This window comes from Agrococcus sp. ARC_14 (assembly GCF_022436485.1).
Lineage (GTDB): Bacteria > Actinomycetota > Actinomycetes > Actinomycetales > Microbacteriaceae > Agrococcus.
Genome location: NZ_JAKUDO010000002.1, coordinates 384,450 through 403,832, shown reverse-complemented (window position 1 = coordinate 403,832; position 19,383 = coordinate 384,450). Strand labels below are relative to the sequence as shown.

The following is a 19,383-nucleotide window of genomic DNA, read 5'->3' as shown; positions in this document are numbered from 1 at the left end:
GGCCGCGACCGGTGCGGATCAGCCGTTCAGGATGGATTCGATGTCGGCATCCGCCTGCTCGGCGAGTGCGCGGACGTCGCCGCCCTGCGCGATGTTGACGAACAGATCCTGCAGCAGGCCAGCCGCCTCGACATCGGCCCAGCGAGGCGATGCAGGCGTCAGGCGCGCGCTGGCGGCTGCCTCGCTGGACGCCTCCGCGACCGCGTCGGTGCCGAGCGTGCTCGCGAGCGACACACGTGCCGGCACGAGGCCGTTCTCGCCGTAGACGGTCTGGAACTCGTCGCCCAGGATGATCGAGAGCGCGTCGACGGCCAGCTCCGGGTGCTCGGTCCCCGCGGAGATCGCGATGTTCGAGCCGCCGGCGAAGACCTGTGCCGCGCCGCCATCCATGCCGGGCATGGCGTAGACGCCGAGCGTCTCCTCGGCATCCGGGCAGCCGGGCGCCTCGGCGTCGGCGGGTGCCAGGATCGACCACTGCACCCAGCTGGGCGCCGAGATCTGCAGGCTGGTGCCGTCGCAGTAGCCGACCTGCGGGTTGGTCTCGTTGCCGTCGACGGGCGCACGGGATGCCTCCTGCATCACCTGCTGCACCTGCTCGAGGCCAGCGATCGAGGCGTCGCTCGAGAGCTGCGCGTCCCAGCCCTCGCCCTCGGGCACTGCGATCTCGCCGCCGTGCTCCCAGACGAAGGGCAGCGCGTTGTACCAGTCCTGGCCGGGCCACCACAGCCCGGAGGCATCCGGGTTCGCCTCGGCGAGCGTGACGGCGTTGGAGACGTACTCGTCGAGCGTGGTCGGCACCTCGAGGCCCGCCTCCTCGTACACGGCCGTGTCGTAGAACACCAGGCGCGAACCGGAGTAGAGCGGCGGGGCGTAGAGGCTGCCGTCGAGTGTGCCGATGTCGATGAAGCCCGGCAGCAGGTCGTCGGCATGCAGCTGCTCGGCGTGCTCGGTCAGATCCAGGAATGCGCCCGCGGTGGTGAACGCGGGTGCCTGGGTGTTGCCGATCTCGACGATGTCAGGGCTGTCGGAGCCCGACAGCGCGGTGGTGAGCCGGTCGACGAGTCCGTCCCAGGACTGCTCCTCGATCACCAGGGTCGAACCGGGGTGGTCGGCCTCGAAGGTGTCGATGAGCAGCTGGCGGGCTGCCTCCGGCGTGTCCGTACCGACCAGCCAGACGCGCAGCTCTGCGCTCTCGGCCGATTCGCTGGGCTCTTCGTCACCGGCTGCGGCACTGCAGCCCGTGATGGCGAGCACTCCCACGACGCCGAGCGCCGCGATCGCCTTGTTCTTCATGGATGGTTCCTCTCCTGTGCCGCGGCGACCGGCGTCGCCGCGCGTTCCGGGGCTACGAGACCCCGAGCTCTCCGGCGCGCACGAGCAATGCTGCGCCCCGCACGACGACGTCGTCGCCGTGCTCGGTCATCGCGACGACGATGCCGTCGCCTTCGTCGAGCGTGCGCTCGCGCAGCGTGGTCGCCGCGGCGTCGAGCAGCGTGCCGGCGACCAGATCTGCAGGCCCGCTCATGACGATGCGGCGCACGTCGATCGCGCCGACGATCGGCGCGACAGCGATGCCGAGCCGACGCCCTGCCTCCTCGAGCACGCGCTCCCGCTCCGCGGGCCCCGCCTCCTCGATCGCGGCGCGCAGCCGCGGAGCCGACAGCCAGGCCTCCAGGCAGCCGTCGCGCCCGCACGCGCAGCGCGGGCCGCCGTCGGTGCCGATGGTCACGTGGCCGATCTCGCCGGCCGCAGAGCGGTCGCCCCGCACCGGCATGCCGGCGATCGCGACGCCGGCGCCGACACCGAGGCCGATGCGCACGACGAGCAGCGTCTCGGCACCGGAGCTCGAGAGCTCGGCAAGCAGCGCGATGTTCGCGTCGTTCGCCACGTGCACCGGCAGCGCGAGGGCCTCCGCGAGGCGCTCGCGCATCGGCAGCTCGTGCCAGCCGAGGTTGGGTGCCTGGTGCACGACACCGTCCGCGTCGACGATGCCGGGGGTGCCGACGCCGATGCCGAGCACCGTGCGCTGTGCGCGGGCGACCAGCGCCCGGCCGAGCTCGATCGCGTGCTCGAGGGCGGCATCCCCCACCGCCTCGCCGATCTCGCGCTCGAGCCGCTCGGCGACCGTGCCGTCGAGACGCACCACCGCACCCCGGAACCGGTGCGGCTCCGAGAGGTCGAGGGCGATCAGCTCGAAGCGCTCGTGGGCGAGGTCGAGCAGCGTCGCGGGCTTGCCGGGCCGCGCGGCCTCGCTCGGGCCGAGCTCGACCAGCAGCCCTTCGCGCAGCAGCTCGGCGACGAGGTCGGAGACCGTGACTCGCGTGAGCATCGTGGCCCTGGCGAGGTCGGCACGCGAGCTGGGCCCTGCATCGAGCAGCGTCTGCAGCACGAGGGTGCGGTTGTGGGCCCTGGCGTGCTCCGGCAGCACCTTCGCACGTCGCCGCGCACCCATCGCGAACGCGTCGTGCGGCAATGCGATGGCCGCATCCCGCCGTGCTCTCGACTGCGTCGTCATCAACCCCGTCATGTTTGTTAGTACACCTTCCAAACAAACATTCCACAAGACCGCTGGGGTCACGAAACCGTAACGATGGCTCGTGCACGCCGCTGCGGTCGCGCGCGTCCAGCGGATGCGGGAGGATCGTCGCAGGCCGGCGCGGAGGGAGCACGATGGGCACAGCCACGGGCGATCCGCGCGCAGCAGCGCCGATCCTGTGCCTCACGACGAATCCCGCGATCGACATCACCTACACGATGGACGAGCTGCGGATCGGCACCAGCCACCGCGTCGAGACCGGTCTCGCGCGTGCTGGCGGCAAGGGCGTCAACGTCGCGCGCGTGCTGCATCAGCACCACGAGCCCGCGATCGTGATCGCGCCGATCGGCGGCCCGGTGCGGGTGCTGTTCGTGCATGACCTCGACCGCTCCGAGATCGCGCACCGCCTCATCGAGGTCGAGTCGCCGACCCGCCGCACCACCGCGATCGTCACGCCGGCAGGCACCACCAACCTCAACGAGCGCGGCAGCGCGATCTCGCCGGACGACTGGAGCAGGCTGCTCGAGGTCGTGCGCGCCGAGGCGCCGGCAGCACGCGTCGTCGTCTCCTCCGGCTCGCTCCCGCCACAGACGCCCGGCGGCTTCTGCGCGAGCGTCGTCGAGGTCGCCGCCGCGGCCGGCAAGCCCGTGATCGTCGACGTCGGCGGCGAGCAGCTGCGGCAGGCGATGGCGGCGGGTGCCACCGCGGTCAAGCCCAACCGGCACGAGCTCCTCGACGCCATGGGCGGCTCGGATCCGCTCGACGCCGCGCGCAGGCTGGCGGCATCCGGCACCGGCACCGTCTTCGCCTCGCTCGACATCGAGGGCATGCTCGCGGTGCAGCCGGACGGCCGTGCCTGGCACGCGCAGATCGGCCGCGTGCTCGACGGCAACCCCACCGGCGCCGGCGATGCTGCCGTGGCGGCCCTGGCCCAGGCGATCGCCGAGGGTGCGACGCTCGAGGAGCAGCTGGCGCGTGCGACCGCGTGGTCGAGTGCCGCAGTGCTGTCGCCCCAGGCGGGCTCGATCGCCGATCCCGCAGACCTCGCCGCAGGCATCCGCATCACTCCGATCGGCTGACGCGCAGCCTCAGCCCGCTCCTATGTGGCGGCGGGGCGGGCGCTGGTACGGTGTGCGCATGGAGACTCTGCGCCTCGAAGAGCTGTCAGCCGCGAACGTCGTGGCGGCCAACGGCATGACGCTGAAGCGAGGCCAGGAGGCCTTCCTCGCGGGCAACGCCCGCCTCGAGGAGTTCGTCAACACGCAGAGCGCGTGGCAGCGCGTCATCTTTGACGGCGACGAGCCGGTCGCGTTCGTGATGGCGAACTTCGACCCAGAGGTCGACCACGTCGAGTACCGCTCCAGCATCCTCCGCATGTACGTCGCGGGCACCGCGCAGCGCAAGGGCGTCGGCACGTTCATGGTCGACCAGGTCGCGGCGGAGGCACAGCGCCTCGGCTTCGACAGCATCTACGCCGTGTGGGAGAAGGGCGAGCTCGGGCCGGGCAACTTCTTCCAGGCCGTCGGCTTCGAGGTCACGGGCGAGAACGAGTACGGCGAGGCGATCGGGCGCAAGGCGATCTGACGCGCGACGCGCGTTCGTCGGGCGGCGGCCGGTGGCCGCGCATCGAGACGCTGCGAGGCCGTCTCGATGCGCTGACGTGCGGCCAGCACCCCGTCGGACGGGGGACTCCTGTCAGACCAGCGACTCCCGCCACGCCCTGTGGAGCGAGGCGAACTTGCCACCCTGTGCGATGAGCTCTTCGGGGCTGCCGTCCTCGATGATGCGGCCGTGCTCCATCACGAGCACCCTGTCGGCGATCGCGACCGTCGAGAGCCGGTGGGCGATGATGATCGCCGTGCGGTCTGCCAGCAGCGTCGTCAGACCCTCCTGCACCAGCCGCTCCGACGGGATGTCGAGCGACGCGGTCGCCTCATCGAGGATGAGCACGCGCGGGTCGGCGAGGAACGCGCGGGCGAACGAGAGCAGCTGCCGCTGCCCCGCGCTCACGCGGCCGCCGCGCTTGGCGACGTCGGTGTCATAGCCATCGGGCAGCGCCGTGATGAACTCGTGCGCGCCGACCGCCCGCGCGGCCCCCTCGATCTCGTCTGGGCTCGCGCCCGGGCGGCCGAGCGCGATGTTGTCGGCGACGGTGCCCGAGAAGAGGTAGGCCTCCTGCGTCACCATCACCACCGCCCGGCGCAGGTCGTCGTTCGCCAGCTGGCGCAGGTCGACCCCGTCGAGCTGCACGGAGCCATTCGTCGGGTCGTAGAAGCGCGAGATCAGCTTCGCGAGCGTCGACTTGCCTGCGCCCGTGGTGCCGACCAGCGCGATCGTCTGCCCAGAGGGGATGTGCAGCGCGAAGTCGGGCAGCACCGTCTTGCCGTTGTCGTACGAGAACTCGACGTCGTCGAAGTCGATCTGGCCGCGCGAGACGGGCAGCGCCTGAGGCTCGCGCGGCTCGCGCACCGTCGGCTCCTCCTCCAGCACGCCGGAGATCTTCTCGAGCGCAGCGGATGCCGCCTGATAGCCGTTGAAGAACATCCCGATGCCCTGGATGGGCTGGAAGAAGTTGCGCGCGTAGAGCGCGATGCCCAGCAGCGCGCCGATCTCGAGCGAGCCGTCGACGACCCGCAGACCGCCGACCAGGATGAGCGTCGCGAGCGTGATCGCGCCGATCGCCATGATGCCTGGCTCGTAGATGCCGAAGATGTTGATCGTGCGGAAGTTCGCGTCGCGGTAGTCGTCGACGCGCTGATCGAACTCGCTCTGGTTCGCGGGCTCCTTGCGGAACGCCTTCACAGCGCGGATGCCCGTCATGGTCTCGACGAAGTGCACGATCATGCGTGCGCTCGTCGTGCGGGTCTGGCGGAACAGCTTCGTGGAGCGCACCTGGAACCACCGCGTGAGGATGATCGCGGGGATGAGCGCGACGCCGATGATGAGGCCCGACAACGGGTCGAGGATCATCATGGCGACGGCCGTGAAGCCCATGAACAGGATGCCCCGCACGAGCTCGTTGAGCCCCTGGTCGAGCAGGTCGCGGATCGACTCGAGATCGCTCGTCTGGCGCGCGATGATGCGACCCGAGGTGTAGTTCTCGTGGAACTCGAGGCTGAGGCGCTGCGAATGCTCGAACAGCCTGCGGCGCAGGTCGAACAGCACCGTCTGGCTGATGCGCGCGACGCTCACCGTGTAGAGGAACATCAGCACGCCGGAGACGATCGCGGCGACGATGTAGATGATCGTCGCGCCCCACAGCGGCATCCAGTCGGCCTGATCGATGATCGCCGACAGGCCGTGGTCGATGCCGAAGGCGATGATCATGGGGCCGGCGATGCCCGCGGCGACCGAGATGACCACCAGGATCATCGTCAGCACGATCCGCCGCATGTGCGGCTTCAGCAGCGAGCCGAGCAGCCGGCGCGAGCGCGCGCGGATGAGCTTCGACTCCGCCTTGGTGTAGTCGGAGCGGTCTTCGCCCTGGACACCCTGGACGCTCATCGGGACACCTCCTCTGAAGTCTGCGTATCCAAGTCATCGAGATCGCTGAGGTCGACGATCTCCATCGATCCGGTGACGGCCTCGATCGACTGGCGGTCGCGCTCGGTCTCCTCGAGGCTCGAGATCACGAAGCGGTAGTGGTCGTTGCGGGCCAGCAGCTCGGAGTGCGTGCCGACGTCGTCGATCCTGCCGTCGCGCACGAGCGCGACGCGGTCGGCGAGCTGCACGGTGCTCGGGCGGTGGGCGACGATGAGCGCGGTGGTGGTGCCGAGCACGCTGCGCAGCGCGTCCTCGACGAGTGCCTCCGTCTCGACGTCGAGCGCCGAGAGCGGGTCGTCGAGCACGAGCACCGCGGGCGCGGCGGCGACCGCGCGGGCGAGCGCGAGGCGCTGCCGCTGGCCGCCGGAGAGCGAGAGGCCCTCCTCGCCGATCTCGGTGTCGAGTCCCTTGGGCAGCTCGCGTGCGAACCCGGCCTGCGCGATCGCGAGGGCACGGTCCAGAGCCTCTTCAGACGCATCCGGAGCACCCATGAGCACGTTGTCGCGCACCGAGGCCGAGAACAGCGTCGCATCCTCGAAGGCCATCGCCACGTGCGTGCGCAGCTCCTTGAGGGTGAGGTCGCGCACGTCGACGCCGTCGAGCAGCACGCGGCCACCGGTGACGTCGTAGAGGCGGGTCGGCAGGGCCGTGAGCGTCGTCTTGCCCGAGCCCGTGATGCCGATGAGCGCCATCGTCTCGCCCGGCTGCAGCTCGAGCGTCGCGCCATCGACCAGGTCGCGCTCGTGGCTCTGCGCGTCCTGGTAGCGGAAGTGCACATCCTCGAACACCAGCGAGCCCCTGGGCTCGGCGATCGTCGTGGGAGCCGCCGGGTCCACGATGGAGTTCTCGGAGTCGGTGATCTCGTGGAAGCGGCGCGAGGCGTTCGACGCGTCGATGAGGAACGCGAACAGGAAGCCGATCGACTCGATGGGCCAGTTGAGCACCATCGCGATCGCGAAGAACGCGGCGAGCGTGCCGACCGAGAGCTGGCCGTCGGCGGCGAGACCGACGCCGACGAACAGGCAGACCGCGTAGGAGATGTAGGGCACGATCGTGAGCCACATCCACAGGTAGCCGTCCATGCGGGCCTTGTCGATCTCGGTCTCGCGGAGCTTCGAGGCCTGCGCCGTGAATCCCTCGAGCGCGTGGCGGCCGCGGCCGAATGCCTTGAGCACGCGGATGCCGTGGATCGACTGCTCGACGGTGGTCGCGAGGTCGCCGGCCTGATCCTGCGCCGAGCGCGAGACCAGGTGGTAGCGCTGCTCGAAGCGCAGCGCGACCCAGGCGATCGGCGCCGACAGCACGACGAAGATGCTCGCCAGCAGCGGGCTCCAGACGAACAGGATGACGATGCCCACGACGAGTGTGATCGAGTTCACGACCAGCAGCGGAGCACCGAAGGCTGCGAAGCGCCGCAGCATGCCGAGATCCTGCACGGCGCGGCTGAGCAGCTGGCCCGACTGCCAGCGGTCGTGGAAGGCCACGGGCAGCGCCTGCAGCTTGCGGTAGAGCGCGCTGCGCATCGTCGCCTCGACCTGCGTCGAGGGCAGCGTCACGAGGAACCGGCGCATGAAGACGAAGAACGCCTCGCCGAGCGCCAGCACCAGGATGAGCAGCGCGACGGGCCAGACGGCGGCCGCGTCGGCGTTGGCGAGCGGGCCGTCGACGAGCGCGCGCATCACCATCGGCGTCGCGAGGCTCAGCAGCGCCGAGAGCAGCGCTGCGAGGGTGCCGAAGAGGAAGCGCGGCAGCTGCGGGCGGATGTACGGCATGAGCCGGCTGAGCGCGCGCAGGTGACCGGCCGGCTTCGCGGGCTCGGCGATCGGATCGGGCTTGGGCAGGTCCGGGCTGGACGTCGAGGACATAGGGGATCCTTCGAGGCCGCCGACGTCGTGCGTCAGCGGTGGAGCGGAGCGAGCGGTAGCTCGCAGATGGTGGTGCTGCGTCGATCTTCGGTTGTGCCACCGACACCGACGGGGCGAGCGATGCTCGCGGCGGGCTGAGGCCCTGCTGCTAGCGGGCTCCGGCGCGTCCGAAGCGGACGGGGAGGAAGCCGACGGCAGCGATCGGGGTGGTCGTCGTCGTGCGCATGGCATCCTCCTGGGTCGGCCGCTCCCCTGTGGCGCGGACAGCCTTTCAGTGTAGGCAAACGTGCGCCGCCGCGTCTAGCCCCTGGACCAAGATTCGCTCGATCAGGATGCCGGTGGCGCGCCCTCCAGCTGCCGCAGCAGGGCCTCGGCCTCGGCGGGACGTCCCAGCAGCAGCACCGGCGGGGCCGACGCATCCGCGTGCCATGCCCGCATCCGCTCGCGCTTCGACGCCCAGGAGCGGACGTGCCAGGCGATGATCGAGTCGCGGCTGAGCGCGCGGGGGAACGTCTCGACGTTGCCGTTGCAGACGAGCTCACGGGTGCGGATGCGCCGGATGGTTCGGCGGATGAGTCGCGCGAGCGACACGGCGCGCGGGTAGTCGAGGGCGACGATCACGTCGATGCGATCCCAGGCGTGCTCGGCGTGTGAGGACCAGAGCGAGTCGAAGACCCACTGCTCATCGTGGATGCGCGGGAGCACACGGCGCAGCTGCTCGGCGTCGGGCACCTGTGTCCAGCCCGGATCCCAGCAGAGCTCGTCGACGAGCGTGACCGGCAGCCCGAGCCGCTCCCCCAGCGCGAGCGCCATGGTCGACTTGCCCGCGCCGGTCGCGCCGAAGCAGAGCACGCGGCGCGCGCGCCGCACGTCGTCGAAGGTGCCAGCGCTCATCCGCCCGACGCTACCAATCATCCTCGCGGCCCGCGCCAACAGCCGCCCAGCGGTAGTCCGGCGCGCGGGAGGTAGTCGCGGACGGCTACCTCCCGGGCGCGGGACTACCTGCCGACTGGGAGTTCGGCAGCGCGCGAGCTGGCAGCGCCCGGGCGCGGGACAACCTGCCGAGTGGGGCTGCTGCGCACGAGCGGGGCCCGCGCGCCGGCCCCAGTCAGGCGCAAGTGCCCCAGTCGGCCGGGCGCCTGCTGGCGCTCGGCGTGCGTGAGGCCGCTCAAGTGTCGGCCGCGCGCCCGCGCGGCGTGCGTGAGGCCGCTCAGTGCGCGAAGTGCCGCTCGCCCGTGAAGTACATCGTGATGCCCGCGGCGTTCGCTGCCGCGATGACCTCCTCGTCGCGCACCGATCCGCCCGGCTGCACGACGGCGACGACACCCGCGTCGAGCAGCACCTGCAGGCCGTCCGCGAAGGGGAAGAACGCATCCGACGCCGCCACCGATCCCGCGGCGCGATCGCCCGCGCGCGAGACCGCGAGCGCGCACGAGTCGACGCGGTTGACCTGCCCCATGCCGACACCCACGGAGGCGCCGCCCGCAGCGAGCAGGATGGCGTTCGACTTCACCGAGCGCACCGCGCGCCACGCGAACTCGAGGTCGGTCAGCACCGCATCCGACACGTGCGAGCCCGAGACGCGCCGCCAGGTGTGCGACGAGAAGCCCTCGAAGGTGTCGGGCTGCTGCACGAGCACGCCGCCGGAGACCTGGCGCAGCTCGGAGCCCTCGCGCGCGTAGCCCTCGGGCAGCCGCAGCAGCCGGATGCTCTTCTTGGCCGTGAGCAGCTCGAGCGCCTCGGGCTCGAAGTCGGGCGCGACGACGACCTCGGTGAAGATCTCCTTCACGGTCTCGGCCATCGCGCGCGTCACGGTGCGATTCGCGGCGATCACGCCGCCGAAGGCCGACACCGGGTCGCATGCGTGCGCGCGCTCGTGCGCCGATGCGATGGGGTCGGCTGCGCCCGGCGCGGCGATCGCGATCCCGCACGGGTTCGCGTGCTTGATGATCGCGACGGCGGGCTCGGTGAAGTCGAAGGCGGCGCGCAGGGCGGCATCGGCGTCGACGTAGTTGTTGAACGACATCGGCTTGCCGTGCAGCAGCTCGGCCTGCGTGATGCCGCGGCCGCCCGCCAGCCCGAACAGCCCGGCCTGCTGGTGGCTGTTCTCTCCGTAGCGCAGGCCCTGCACGAGGGTCGCAGCGCCGACGGCTCGCAGCAGGCCGCTCGCGCTCGAGGTGTCGGGGGCGGATGCGTCGGTGGCGGATGCGTCGGCCGACGCGGCCGGGCCGCTCGCCTGTGCGGGTGCGGAGGCGGGCACCGCAGCGGCACCCGCCGCAGTGCCCGGCTCGACGAGCGCCGGCCGCTCGGCGATCGGCGCGGCGTCGGTCGCCGCGGCTGCGGCAGGAGCGACAGCCGTGGGAGCAGCGGGGGCCACGGGAGCCTCGGCAGCTGGGGCAGCAGGAGCCGTTGCCGCAGGAGCGGTCGCCGCAGGAGCCGCGACCTCGTCGACGGGCTCCCCTGCGAACCAGCGCGCGACCGCGCGGTCGTAGCCGGCGGTGTGCGCGAACGCATCGCGGGCGAGCGCGCGACGCTGCATGAGCGAGAGGCCGGTCGCAGCCGCCTTCTCGATCAGCGGATAGACGCGCGGGTCGGTCACGATCGCGACGTTGGCGTGGTTCTTGGCTGAGGCGCGCACCATGGCGGGGCCGCCGATGTCGATCTGCTCGACGATGTCGGCATCCGGCGCCCCAGAGCGCACCGTCTCGACGAAGGGGTAGAGGTTCACGACCACGAGCTCGAACGGCTCGATGCCGAGCTCGGCGAGCTCCGCCTCGTGGTGCTCGAGCCGCAGGTCGGCCAGCAGGCCGGCGTGGATCGCCGGGTGCAGCGTCTTGACGCGGCCGTCGAGCGCCTCGCGGAATCCCGTGACGCTCGCCACCTCGGTGACGGCGAGCCCCGCATCCGCCAGCATCTTCGCCGTCGAGCCGGTCGAGACCAGCTCGACGCCCGCCGCGGCGAGGGCACGGCCGAGCTCGACGATGCCTCGCTTGTCGCTCACCGAGAGCAGCGCGCGCCGGAACGGCACCTGGTCGCGATCGCGATAGAGGCTCTGCTCGTGCTGGGGTCCGCTCACTGTGCTGTCCTTAGCTGTCGGTTCGGTCGAGGCGATGCTCGAGCCCGTGGTCGGCGAGGTCGATGGTGCCGTCGGCGATGTGGGTGATGACGCTCGCCAGCAGGTCGCGCTCGACGAGCTTGATGCGGTCGTGGAGGGAATCCTGCGTGTCGTCGGGCAGCACGGGCACGCGCTGTTGAGCGAGGATCGGGCCGGTGTCGATGCCGCTGTCGACGATGATGACGCTCGCACCGGTCTGCGCGACGCCCGCCGCGAGCGCGTCGCGCACGCCCTGGGCGCCGGGGAACTCCGGCAGGTGAGCCGGATGGGTGTTGAGGATCGCCGGCTCGAAGCGCGAGACCGCCGAGGCCGAGAGCAGCCGCATGAAGCCCGAGAGCACGACCAGGTCGGGCTCGAAGGCGTGGATGCGGTCGGCGATGCGCGCCGACCACTCCTCACGGGGTGCCACGAAGGGCTCGACGAAGGTGGGGATGCCGGCCGCGGCTGCCACCTCGAGGCCGCCGCACGCACGGTCGGCGCCGACGGCGATGATCTCGGCAGGCACGCTCCCCGCGTTGGTGCGCTGGAGCAGATCGGCGAAGTTGGTGCCGCTGCCGGAGACGAGGACGACGAGGCGCAGCACGTCCTCCATCCTACCGAGGGTCGCGATCCGTCTCGCCCTCGCCCTGCTCGCCCGCGTCGGCGACCGGCTCCACCGGCTGCGTGCGGGTCTGATCCTCGGTCGAGACGGCGACGACCGGCGAGGTCTCCTGGGCCGGCGTCGAGCCGTGCGTCGGCGTCGGCTCAGGCTTCGGCTTCGGCTTCGGCTTCGGCGCAGGCGTCGACTCAGCGGCCGCCAGCGGCTCGACCGCCTCCGTCGGCTGGTCGTCCGACCACTCCGAGGGTATGGAGGCATCCTCGTCGACCGTCTCGCCCGGACCCCGGCCGAAGCCGAAGAAGTCGCGCAGCGTCGAGCCTTCTCGCTCGGCGGCCAGCGGCACCGCGAAGCCTCCCGCGAGCGCCCCCGTGCCCCGCCCGCCTGCGAGCATGCCGATCAGCAGGCCGATGCCGATCTCGAGGGCTCCCCACGCGGCGACCAGCACCGCATCCGGCCCCGTGACGGAGAGGCGGCCAGGGCCGATCGCGCCCGTCGAGAGCATCGCCAGGATGCCGAGCAGCGCACCCGCGAGCACACCGCCGCCCAGCGCGGCGATCGCGAGCTCCCACCAGTGCACCGGTCGACCCGGCGTGCCGGCCAGCAGGCTCTGACGCGCGAGGACGCCGACGAGCACCGCGGCGAGCACGGGCAGCACGACGACGACGGCCATCCACGGCTGGGCGCTCGGGTCGATCGCAGCCAGCAGCGGCATCGCGGGCACCGGGCCGAGATCGGTGCCGAGCGGCGAGACGCTCGAGCCGCGACCGATCATGAACCCGGGCCCGATCGCCCAGGTGGCGCCCCAGACGATCGCGACGGGGGCGAGCGCCAGCTGCAGCAGGAACATCACGATCACGCCGACCGCGGTGACCCCGAGCGACTCGAGCAGCAGCAAGCCCTCGGTGAAGCGCAGGAACAGCCCGGCGCCGACGAGCAGCGCACCGACGCCGAGCACCGCGATCGTGCTGCCGACACCGGTCCGGAGCGCCGTGCGGATCGAGCGCAGCCAGCGATCCTCGATCGTGAGCGTGCGAGCGGCGGCGAGGAGCCAGTCGTGCTTGTGCACCGCGAGCACCGCGCCGCCCATGCCCACGAGGGCGACGAGCGCGGGGAAGACGGCGGCATGTGCCAGATTGGGCGCCGCCGTGGCGTGCTGTGCGCTCACGCCGACGAGCAGGCCGATCGTGCCGGTCGCCGCGGCACCGAGCACCACGGCGATGGTCGTGTCGATGATCGGCAGCGTGGCGAGCCTGCGACCGCTGCGCCAGTGCAGCCAGAAGGTGATCAGGCCGATGCCCCACGCACCGAGCGAGAGCACCCACGAGCGCCCCGCCTCCTCGAGGCCGACGGCGATGACGGCGTCGCGGCCGAGGGTGACGCCGAGGTCGACGCCGTGGCCCACGAGCCACGCGTCCGCGGCGAGGCGCCACTGCAGCAGCGGGTCGCCCCCGAAGCCCTGATCGATGCCCCAGACGGCGAGGCAGACGAGCGCGCACAGCACGAGGCCCACCGCCGCGATGGCGGCGGACTCGACTGCCTGGCCGATCCCGGCCCACACGCGACGCACGGCAGGCACCCTACCGAGGCATCCGCCCTCTGTGTCGCCGCCTCGCCGCGCGACGCGGGCTGGCTAGACGGTAGGTTGGATGGGCACGGCGCGGCCCGCGAGACGACTGCCGGCCGCCGTTCTTCAACTTCACCGCGAGGGGTTCGAGCCGCATGGCCAAGATCATCTACACGTACACCGACGAGGCGCCGATGCTCGCGACGCACTCCTTCCTGCCGATCGTGAGCGCGTTCGCCGCCGCGGCCGACGTGGAGGTCGAGAGCCGCGACATCTCGCTGGCAGGTCGCATCGTCTCGGCGTTCGCCGACCTGCTGCCCGCCGACCAGCGGGAGTCGGATGCGCTGGCAGAGCTGGGCGAGCTGGCGAAGACGCCGGAGGCCAACATCATCAAGCTGCCGAACGTCTCGGCATCCGTGCCGCAGCTGAAGGCAGCCGTCACCGAGCTGCAGGCGCAGGGCTTCGCCCTCCCCGACTACCCGGATGAGGTCACGACGGATGAGGAGCGCGAGATCCGCGCCCGCTACGACGCCATCAAGGGCTCCGCCGTGAACCCGGTGCTGCGCGAGGGCAACTCGGATCGCCGCGCGCCGCGCTCGGTGAAGGAGTACGCCCGCAAGCACCCGCACTCGATGGGCGCGTGGGCTGAGGATTCGAAGACGGCCGTCGTCACGATGGACGCCGGCGACTTCCGTGCGAACGAGCAGTCGGTCACGCTCCGCGCAGACGACACCCTGCAGATCCGCCTCGTCGGCACCGACGCGGAGACGACCGTGCTGAAGGACGGCCTCGCTGTGCTCGCCGGCGAGATCGTCGACGCGACCTTCATGAGCGCGTCGGCGCTCGACGCGTTCCTGCGCGCGCAGGTCAAGCGCGCCCGAGACGAGCACGTGCTGTTCTCGGCACACCTCAAGGCGACGATGATGAAGGTCTCCGACCCCATCATCTTCGGCCACGTCGTGCGCGCGTTCCTGCCGACCGTCTTCGAGAAGTACGGCACGCAGCTCGAGCAGGCGGGCCTCTCGCCCGAGAACGGCCTCGCCTCGATCCTCTCCGGCCTCTCGGAGCTCGACGACTCGACCGCCGCCGGCGTGCGCAAGGCGATCGAGGACGGCATCGCCGATGGCCCCCGCCTCGCGATGGTGAACTCCGACCGCGGCATCACCAACCTGCACGTGCCCTCTGACGTGATCGTGGATGCCTCGATGCCGGCCATGATCCGCCAGTCCGGCCACATGTGGGGCCCGGACGGCGAAGAGGCCGACACGCTCGCCGTGATCCCCGACTCCTCCTACGCGGGCATCTACCAGGTCGTCATCGAGGATTGCCAGGCCAACGGCGCCTTCGACCCGACCACCATGGGCTCGGTGCCCAACGTCGGCCTCATGGCGCAGAAGGCCGAGGAGTACGGCTCGCACGACAAGACCTTCCGCCTCGAGCGGGCAGGCCGCGTCGAGGTCGTGAACGGCGCCGGCGAGGTGCTGCTCTCGCACGACGTCGAGGCCGGCGACATCTGGCGCGCGTGCCAGACGAAGGATGTGCCGGTGCGCGACTGGGTCAAGCTCGCGGTGACGCGCGCTCGCGCCTCGTCGACCCCCGCGGTGTTCTGGCTCGACAAGGCTCGCGCGCACGACGCCGAGCTCATCAAGAAGGTCGAGGAGGAGCTGCCGAAGCACGACACTGCGGGCCTCGACATCCAGATCCTCAGCCCGATCGAGGCGACCAAGCTCTCGATCGAGCGCATCCGCCGCGGTGAGGACACCATCTCGGTGACCGGCAACGTGCTGCGCGACTACAACACCGACCTCTTCCCCATCCTCGAGCTCGGCACGAGCGCGAAGATGCTGTCGGTCGTGCCGCTGCTCAGCGGCGGTGGGCTGTTCGAGACGGGCGCCGGCGGCTCTGCCCCGAAGCACGTGCAGCAGCTGGTCGAGGAGAACCACCTGCGCTGGGACTCGCTGGGCGAGTTCATGGCGCTGGCCGAGTCGTTGCGCCACCTGTCGGAGTCGACCGGCAATGCGCGCGCCGGCGTGCTGGCCGAGACGCTCGATGCAGCGACCGGCTCGTTCCTCGGCGACAACAAGTCGCCCTCGCGCAAGGTCGGCGAGATCGACAACCGCGGCAGCCACTTCTGGCTCGCCCGCTACTGGGCTGAGGAGCTCGCAGCGCAGACGGACGACGCCGCGCTGGCCGCGACGTTCGGGCCGGTCGCCGAGCAGCTGGCCTCGCAGTCGAACACCATCGAGCAGGAGCTGCTCTCGGTGCAGGGCAGCCCGGTCGACCTGGGTGGCTACTACCGCGTCGACACCGACCTGGCCGACGCCGCCATGCGCCCGAGCGCCTCGCTGAACGCGATCCTCGCGCCGCTGCGCTGAGGCGCGCCGACCAGCGCTGACGCACGCGACGGGCCCGGCTTCGGCCGGGCCCGTCGTCGTCTCGGCAGATGTGCAGCTGAGAGCAGGCTCGCCTGCACTACGCAGCCGAGTGCCCGCTCAGCCGCACATCTGCCGAGCGCGGCCAGCGATGGTCACCCCGCCGGATGATCGCGAGGATGTCGCGCTCGACATTCGGCCAGTCGTCGACGATCTGGCGATAGGTGAGCCTCAGCGGCAGGTACCCGCGGGCGGCGAGCTGCCGGTCGCGCGCTCGGTCTGCCTGCTGCTGCTCCCAGTCCGAGTGGAATGCCTTGCTGTCGCACTCGATCACGAGCCTGTCCCCCACCAGCAGATCGACCCGCATGCCCTCCCAGATCGAGATCTGCGGCCGCACCATGATGCCGAGCAGCCGCAGCCGAACCCTGACCATCGACTCCGTGCCCGACTCAGCGCGATCGAAGGGGTCCGCCAGCAGCTGGATGCGCACCGGTGCATCGCGCAACCACTGCTCCAGCTCGTGCTGCGTCGCCATCCTGAGCTGCACCAGCGAATCCGCCACGACCACCACGTCCTCTGCGCTTCCGCACTTGAGCAGGCAGCGGAACGCGATCTCCAGCTCGTCCACCGCCTGCGCGACCGCCGGTCGCCCGCCGTGTGGCGAGCAGCCGCGCTTGCCCGCCCGCCTGGGATAGCGAGTGTGACTGCGCACCGTCAGCGCCTCCGGCACCCACACGCCCCGAGCCCGCAACGCGCTCGCGCAGGAGAGGCAGCCGCCGGCTCGCACTGCCGCGATGACGGCCGCATCCGCGCCGTCCTGCGCGAACCAGCCGTCGCGCAGCCGTTGCAGCGAGCGCTCGCGCACAGCACGCGCGAGCTGCGCCTTCGTCCAGCCGCCAGAGAGGAGCTGGGCCGCCGTGAGGACACCCAGCGAGACAAGGAGCGGATCGAGCATGGCGCGGAGACTGCCACGACCGCGCGCGGTCCCGGGGCGGCGGCACCCGCGCCTGTGGATCAGGTCAGGTCGTCGTGCTCGCCGCGGCACCAGGCGATGTGCCGGGCCGCCGAGCGCTCGACCGCCGCGGGGCCATCCTCGATCAGCTGCCCGGGGATGTTGCCGTAGATGCGCCGGTAGCGCAGCGGCGCGAGCTGGTCGGCGATTCGCCGCACGACGCCGGGCGACATCGGGATGTTGTTGGGGAACGAGCGCATGAACCCCAGGCTCGCCCGGTCTGGCTTCGGCTGGATGGTGTCGCCGGCGAGCAGTGATCCCTCACCGTCGCTGCCCTGCTGCCACACCACCATCGCCGAGCCCGGGAAGTGCCCGCCGAAGCGGATCAGCCGCACACCGGGCAGCAGCTCGACCTCCTGGTCCCACAGCTCGACCCGCTCGTGCTGGCGCTGGATCCAGGATGCGTCGCGTCGGTTGACGAGCACGCGCGCGTCGAGCGCATCCGCCCACGCGCACTGCACCCCGAACATGTGCGGGTGCGAGGCTGCGACCGCCACCAGCCCGCCGAGCTCGCGCACCTGCTCGACGGCGGCATCCGTGATGGTGCCGATCGGGTCCCAGAGCAGGTTGCCGCCGTCGGTCTGCACCAGCAGCGCCCGCTGGCCGATGCCGACCGCGGGCTCGGACGTGATCGCCCAGAGGCCGGGCTCATCCTCGACCACGTCGACGCGCATGCCGTCGCGCTGCTGCACGTCGACGGAGGTCCAGACCTGCCCGTGCCGCGGCACCCACTGGCGCTCGTCGGCGCAGATCGGGCAGGTCTCTGGCAGGGGCTCGGCGGATTCCACGCCGCACGTCGCGCACAGGATCGTCATGGCTCCACCCTGCACCCGCAGGCCTCCCAGCGCCAAGGGAATCGCAGCATCGCCCGCCGCGTTGGCCCCGGCATGCGAGCAGCGATCTACGACAGCTACGGCGGCACCGACCGCATCCGCGTGACCGACGTCCCAGAGCCCAAGGTGGGCCCCGCGACCGTGCTCATCCGGGTGCGCTCCGCCGGCGTCAACCCGGTCGACTGGAAGGTCATGGCCGGCTACCTCGACGGCATGTTCGACGCGGTCTTCCCGGTCATTCCGGGGTGGGATGTGTCGGGTGTCGTCGAGGCCGTCGGGCTCGACACACCGGAGTTCCAGGTGGGCGACGAGGTGATGGCCTACGCGCGCAAGGACGCGCTGATCGGCGGCACCTTCGCAGAGCTCGTCGCGGTGCCGGTGCGCGCCGTGGCGCGCAAGCCCGCCTCGCTGGACTGGCACCAGGCAGCCGGCCTGCCGCTCGCCGGCCTCACCGCCTACCAGCTCATCGATCGCCTGGAGGTCGCCGAGGGCGAGACCGTGCTCATCCACAACGCCGGCGGCGGGGTCGGCTCGCTCGCCGTGCAGATCGCCATCGCACGCGGCGCGCGCGTCATCGGCACCGCCGGCGAAGGCAATCACGAGCGGCTGCGCGAGCTCGGCGCCGAGCCGGTCGCCTACGGCGACGGTCTGGTCGAGCGTGTGCGAGCGCTCGCGCCAGAGGGCGTCGACGTCTCGCTCGACCTGGTCGGCGGCGTGCTCGGGCAGGCGAAGGCACTGCTCCGCGAGGGCGGCAGGCTCGGCTCCATCGCCGACGGCTCGGTCGCCGAGCACGGCGGCCTCTCGCTCTGGGCTCGCCCCAGCAGCGCCGACCTGGCGGTGCTCGCGCGCCTCGCCGACGACGGCGACCTGACGGTGCCCATCGACGCAGTGCATCCGCTCGATGACGTCGCAGGCGCCTTCGAGCGCAGCATGACCGGCCACACCGCCGGCAAGATCGTGATCGAGATCAGCGCCTAGCGCAACCCGGCAGGACGACGAATGCCCCCGGCGATCGCCGGGGGCATTCTCGCTGGTCGCGTCAGAGCGACTCGATGATCTCCCGCATCAGGCGAGCGGTCTCGGTCGGCGTCTTGCCGACCTTGACGCCGGCGGCCTCGAGGGCCACCTGCTTCGCCTCCGCCGTGCCCGACGAGCCCGAGACGATGGCGCCTGCGTGGCCCATGGTCTTGCCCTCGGGAGCGGTGAAGCCAGCGACGTAGCCGACGACCGGCTTCGTCACGTTGGCCTTGATGAAGTCCGCAGCGCGCTCCTCGGCGTCGCCGCCGATCTCGCCGATCATGACGATCGCCTTGGTCTCCGGGTCGGCCTCGAAGGCCTCGAGCGCGTCGATGTGCGTCGTGCCGATGACCGGGTCGCCGCCGATGCCGATGGCGGTCGAGAAGCCGATGTCGCGCAGCTCGAACATCATCTGGTAGGTCAGCGTGCCCGACTTCGACACCAGGCCGATGGGGCCCTTGCCGGTGATGTTCGCGGGCGTGATGCCGACGAGCGACTCCTCCGGCGTGATGATGCCGGGGCAGTTCGGGCCGATGATGCGCGTGGTGCCCTTGGCCTTGGCGTGCGCCCAGAACTCGGCGGAGTCCTGCACGGGGATGCCCTCGGTGATGACCACGAGCAGGCCGATGCCCGCGTCGACGGCCTCGATGACGGCGTCCTTGGCGAAGGCCGGCGGCACGAACACGATCGAGGTGTCGGCGCCGGTCTCGGCCATGGCCTCGGCGACCGAGCCGAAGACGGGCAGCTCGACCTGCGAGCCGTCCTGCGCGACGTGCGAGACGGTCGTGCCGGCCTTGCGCGCGTTCACGCCGCCGACGACCTGGGTGCCGGCCGCGAGCATGCGGGCGGTGTGCTTCGAGCCCTCGCCGCCGGTGATGCCCTGGACGATGACCTTGTTGTCCTTGTTGAGGTAGATCGACATCTCTTG

The 19,383-nt window shown here is 71.4% G+C and carries 15 protein-coding genes; 4 read left to right on the top strand and 11 right to left on the bottom strand.

Annotated features, from left to right (window positions below):
* Window positions 1–18: 18 nt before the first annotated feature.
* Together MKD51_RS15205 and MKD51_RS15200 are read right to left on the bottom strand one after the other, a co-directional pair.
* A complete protein-coding gene (locus tag MKD51_RS15205) occupies window positions 19–1,293 on the bottom strand; it encodes an extracellular solute-binding protein (RefSeq protein ID WP_240241323.1) in 1,275 nt (424 codons plus the stop codon).
* Window positions 1,294–1,345: 52 nt separating this feature from the next.
* The gene (locus MKD51_RS15200; RefSeq protein WP_240241322.1) at window positions 1,346–2,527 is read right to left on the bottom strand and encodes an ROK family transcriptional regulator; all 1,182 of its coding nucleotides are present in this window, start codon (window positions 2,525–2,527) and stop codon (window positions 1,346–1,348) included.
* A gap of 143 nt (window positions 2,528–2,670) precedes the next feature.
* Here MKD51_RS15200 and MKD51_RS15195 point away from each other — a divergent pair, with 143 nt between their 5' ends.
* The gene (locus tag MKD51_RS15195; RefSeq protein WP_240241321.1) at window positions 2,671–3,615 is read left to right on the top strand and encodes a hexose kinase; all 945 of its coding nucleotides are present in this window, start codon (window positions 2,671–2,673) and stop codon (window positions 3,613–3,615) included.
* 58 nt (window positions 3,616–3,673) lie between these two features.
* A complete protein-coding gene (locus MKD51_RS15190; RefSeq protein WP_240241320.1) occupies window positions 3,674–4,120 on the top strand; it encodes a GNAT family N-acetyltransferase in 447 nt (148 codons plus the stop codon).
* A gap of 111 nt (window positions 4,121–4,231) precedes the next feature.
* On the opposite strand, the gene MKD51_RS15185 is transcribed toward MKD51_RS15190, so the two are convergent.
* The 6 genes from MKD51_RS15185 to MKD51_RS15160 form a co-directional block, all read right to left on the bottom strand.
* Window positions 4,232–6,040 (bottom strand): ABC transporter ATP-binding protein, encoded by a 1,809-nt coding sequence (locus MKD51_RS15185; protein ID WP_240241319.1) that lies wholly within the window; start codon window positions 6,038–6,040, stop codon window positions 4,232–4,234.
* Complete coding sequence (locus MKD51_RS15180; RefSeq protein ID WP_240241342.1) at window positions 6,037–7,851, bottom strand: ABC transporter ATP-binding protein; 1,815 nt, start codon at window positions 7,849–7,851, stop codon at window positions 6,037–6,039. Before MKD51_RS15180 ends, MKD51_RS15185 begins: the two co-directional genes overlap by 4 nt.
* A gap of 420 nt (window positions 7,852–8,271) precedes the next feature.
* Window positions 8,272–8,838 carry an adenylate kinase gene (locus MKD51_RS15175; protein ID WP_240241318.1) on the bottom strand — a complete coding sequence of 189 codons (567 nt, stop codon included), beginning with the start codon at window positions 8,836–8,838 and terminating at the stop codon, window positions 8,272–8,274.
* Between the two features lie 316 nt (window positions 8,839–9,154).
* A complete protein-coding gene (locus MKD51_RS15170) occupies window positions 9,155–11,020 on the bottom strand; it encodes a bifunctional phosphoribosylaminoimidazolecarboxamide formyltransferase/inosine monophosphate cyclohydrolase (protein ID WP_240241317.1) in 1,866 nt (621 codons plus the stop codon).
* Window positions 11,021–11,030: 10 nt separating this feature from the next.
* Window positions 11,031–11,642 carry a phosphoribosylglycinamide formyltransferase gene (gene purN / locus MKD51_RS15165; RefSeq protein ID WP_240241316.1) on the bottom strand — a complete coding sequence of 204 codons (612 nt, stop codon included), beginning with the start codon at window positions 11,640–11,642 and terminating at the stop codon, window positions 11,031–11,033.
* 10 nt (window positions 11,643–11,652) lie between these two features.
* On the bottom strand, window positions 11,653–13,224 hold the full coding sequence (locus MKD51_RS15160) for a DUF6350 family protein (protein WP_240241315.1): 1,572 nt from the start codon (window positions 13,222–13,224) through the stop codon (window positions 11,653–11,655).
* A 152-nt stretch (window positions 13,225–13,376) separates the two neighbouring features.
* Between MKD51_RS15160 and MKD51_RS15155 the strand changes: the two genes are divergently transcribed.
* Window positions 13,377–15,596 (top strand): NADP-dependent isocitrate dehydrogenase, encoded by a 2,220-nt coding sequence (locus MKD51_RS15155; protein ID WP_240241314.1) that lies wholly within the window; start codon window positions 13,377–13,379, stop codon window positions 15,594–15,596.
* Window positions 15,597–15,693: 97 nt separating this feature from the next.
* Here MKD51_RS15155 and MKD51_RS15150 read toward each other — a convergent pair whose 3' ends face one another.
* Window positions 15,694–16,548: a DUF559 domain-containing protein gene (locus MKD51_RS15150; protein WP_240241313.1), complete on the bottom strand. Its 855-nt coding sequence runs from the start codon at window positions 16,546–16,548 to the stop codon at window positions 15,694–15,696.
* A gap of 59 nt (window positions 16,549–16,607) precedes the next feature.
* Window positions 16,608–17,420, bottom strand: a complete 813-nt coding sequence (locus MKD51_RS15145; protein WP_240241312.1) for a hydrolase — start codon at window positions 17,418–17,420, stop codon at window positions 16,608–16,610.
* Window positions 17,421–17,492: 72 nt separating this feature from the next.
* Between MKD51_RS15145 and MKD51_RS15140 the strand changes: the two genes are divergently transcribed.
* Window positions 17,493–18,416 (top strand): NADP-dependent oxidoreductase, encoded by a 924-nt coding sequence (locus tag MKD51_RS15140; RefSeq protein WP_240241311.1) that lies wholly within the window; start codon window positions 17,493–17,495, stop codon window positions 18,414–18,416.
* A gap of 61 nt (window positions 18,417–18,477) precedes the next feature.
* Here the strand turns inward: MKD51_RS15140 and sucD are convergent, their stop codons facing one another.
* Window positions 18,478–19,377, bottom strand: coding sequence for a succinate--CoA ligase subunit alpha (gene sucD, locus MKD51_RS15135; RefSeq protein WP_240241310.1), 900 nt, complete (start codon window positions 19,375–19,377; stop codon window positions 18,478–18,480).
* Window positions 19,378–19,383 lie beyond the last annotated feature (6 nt).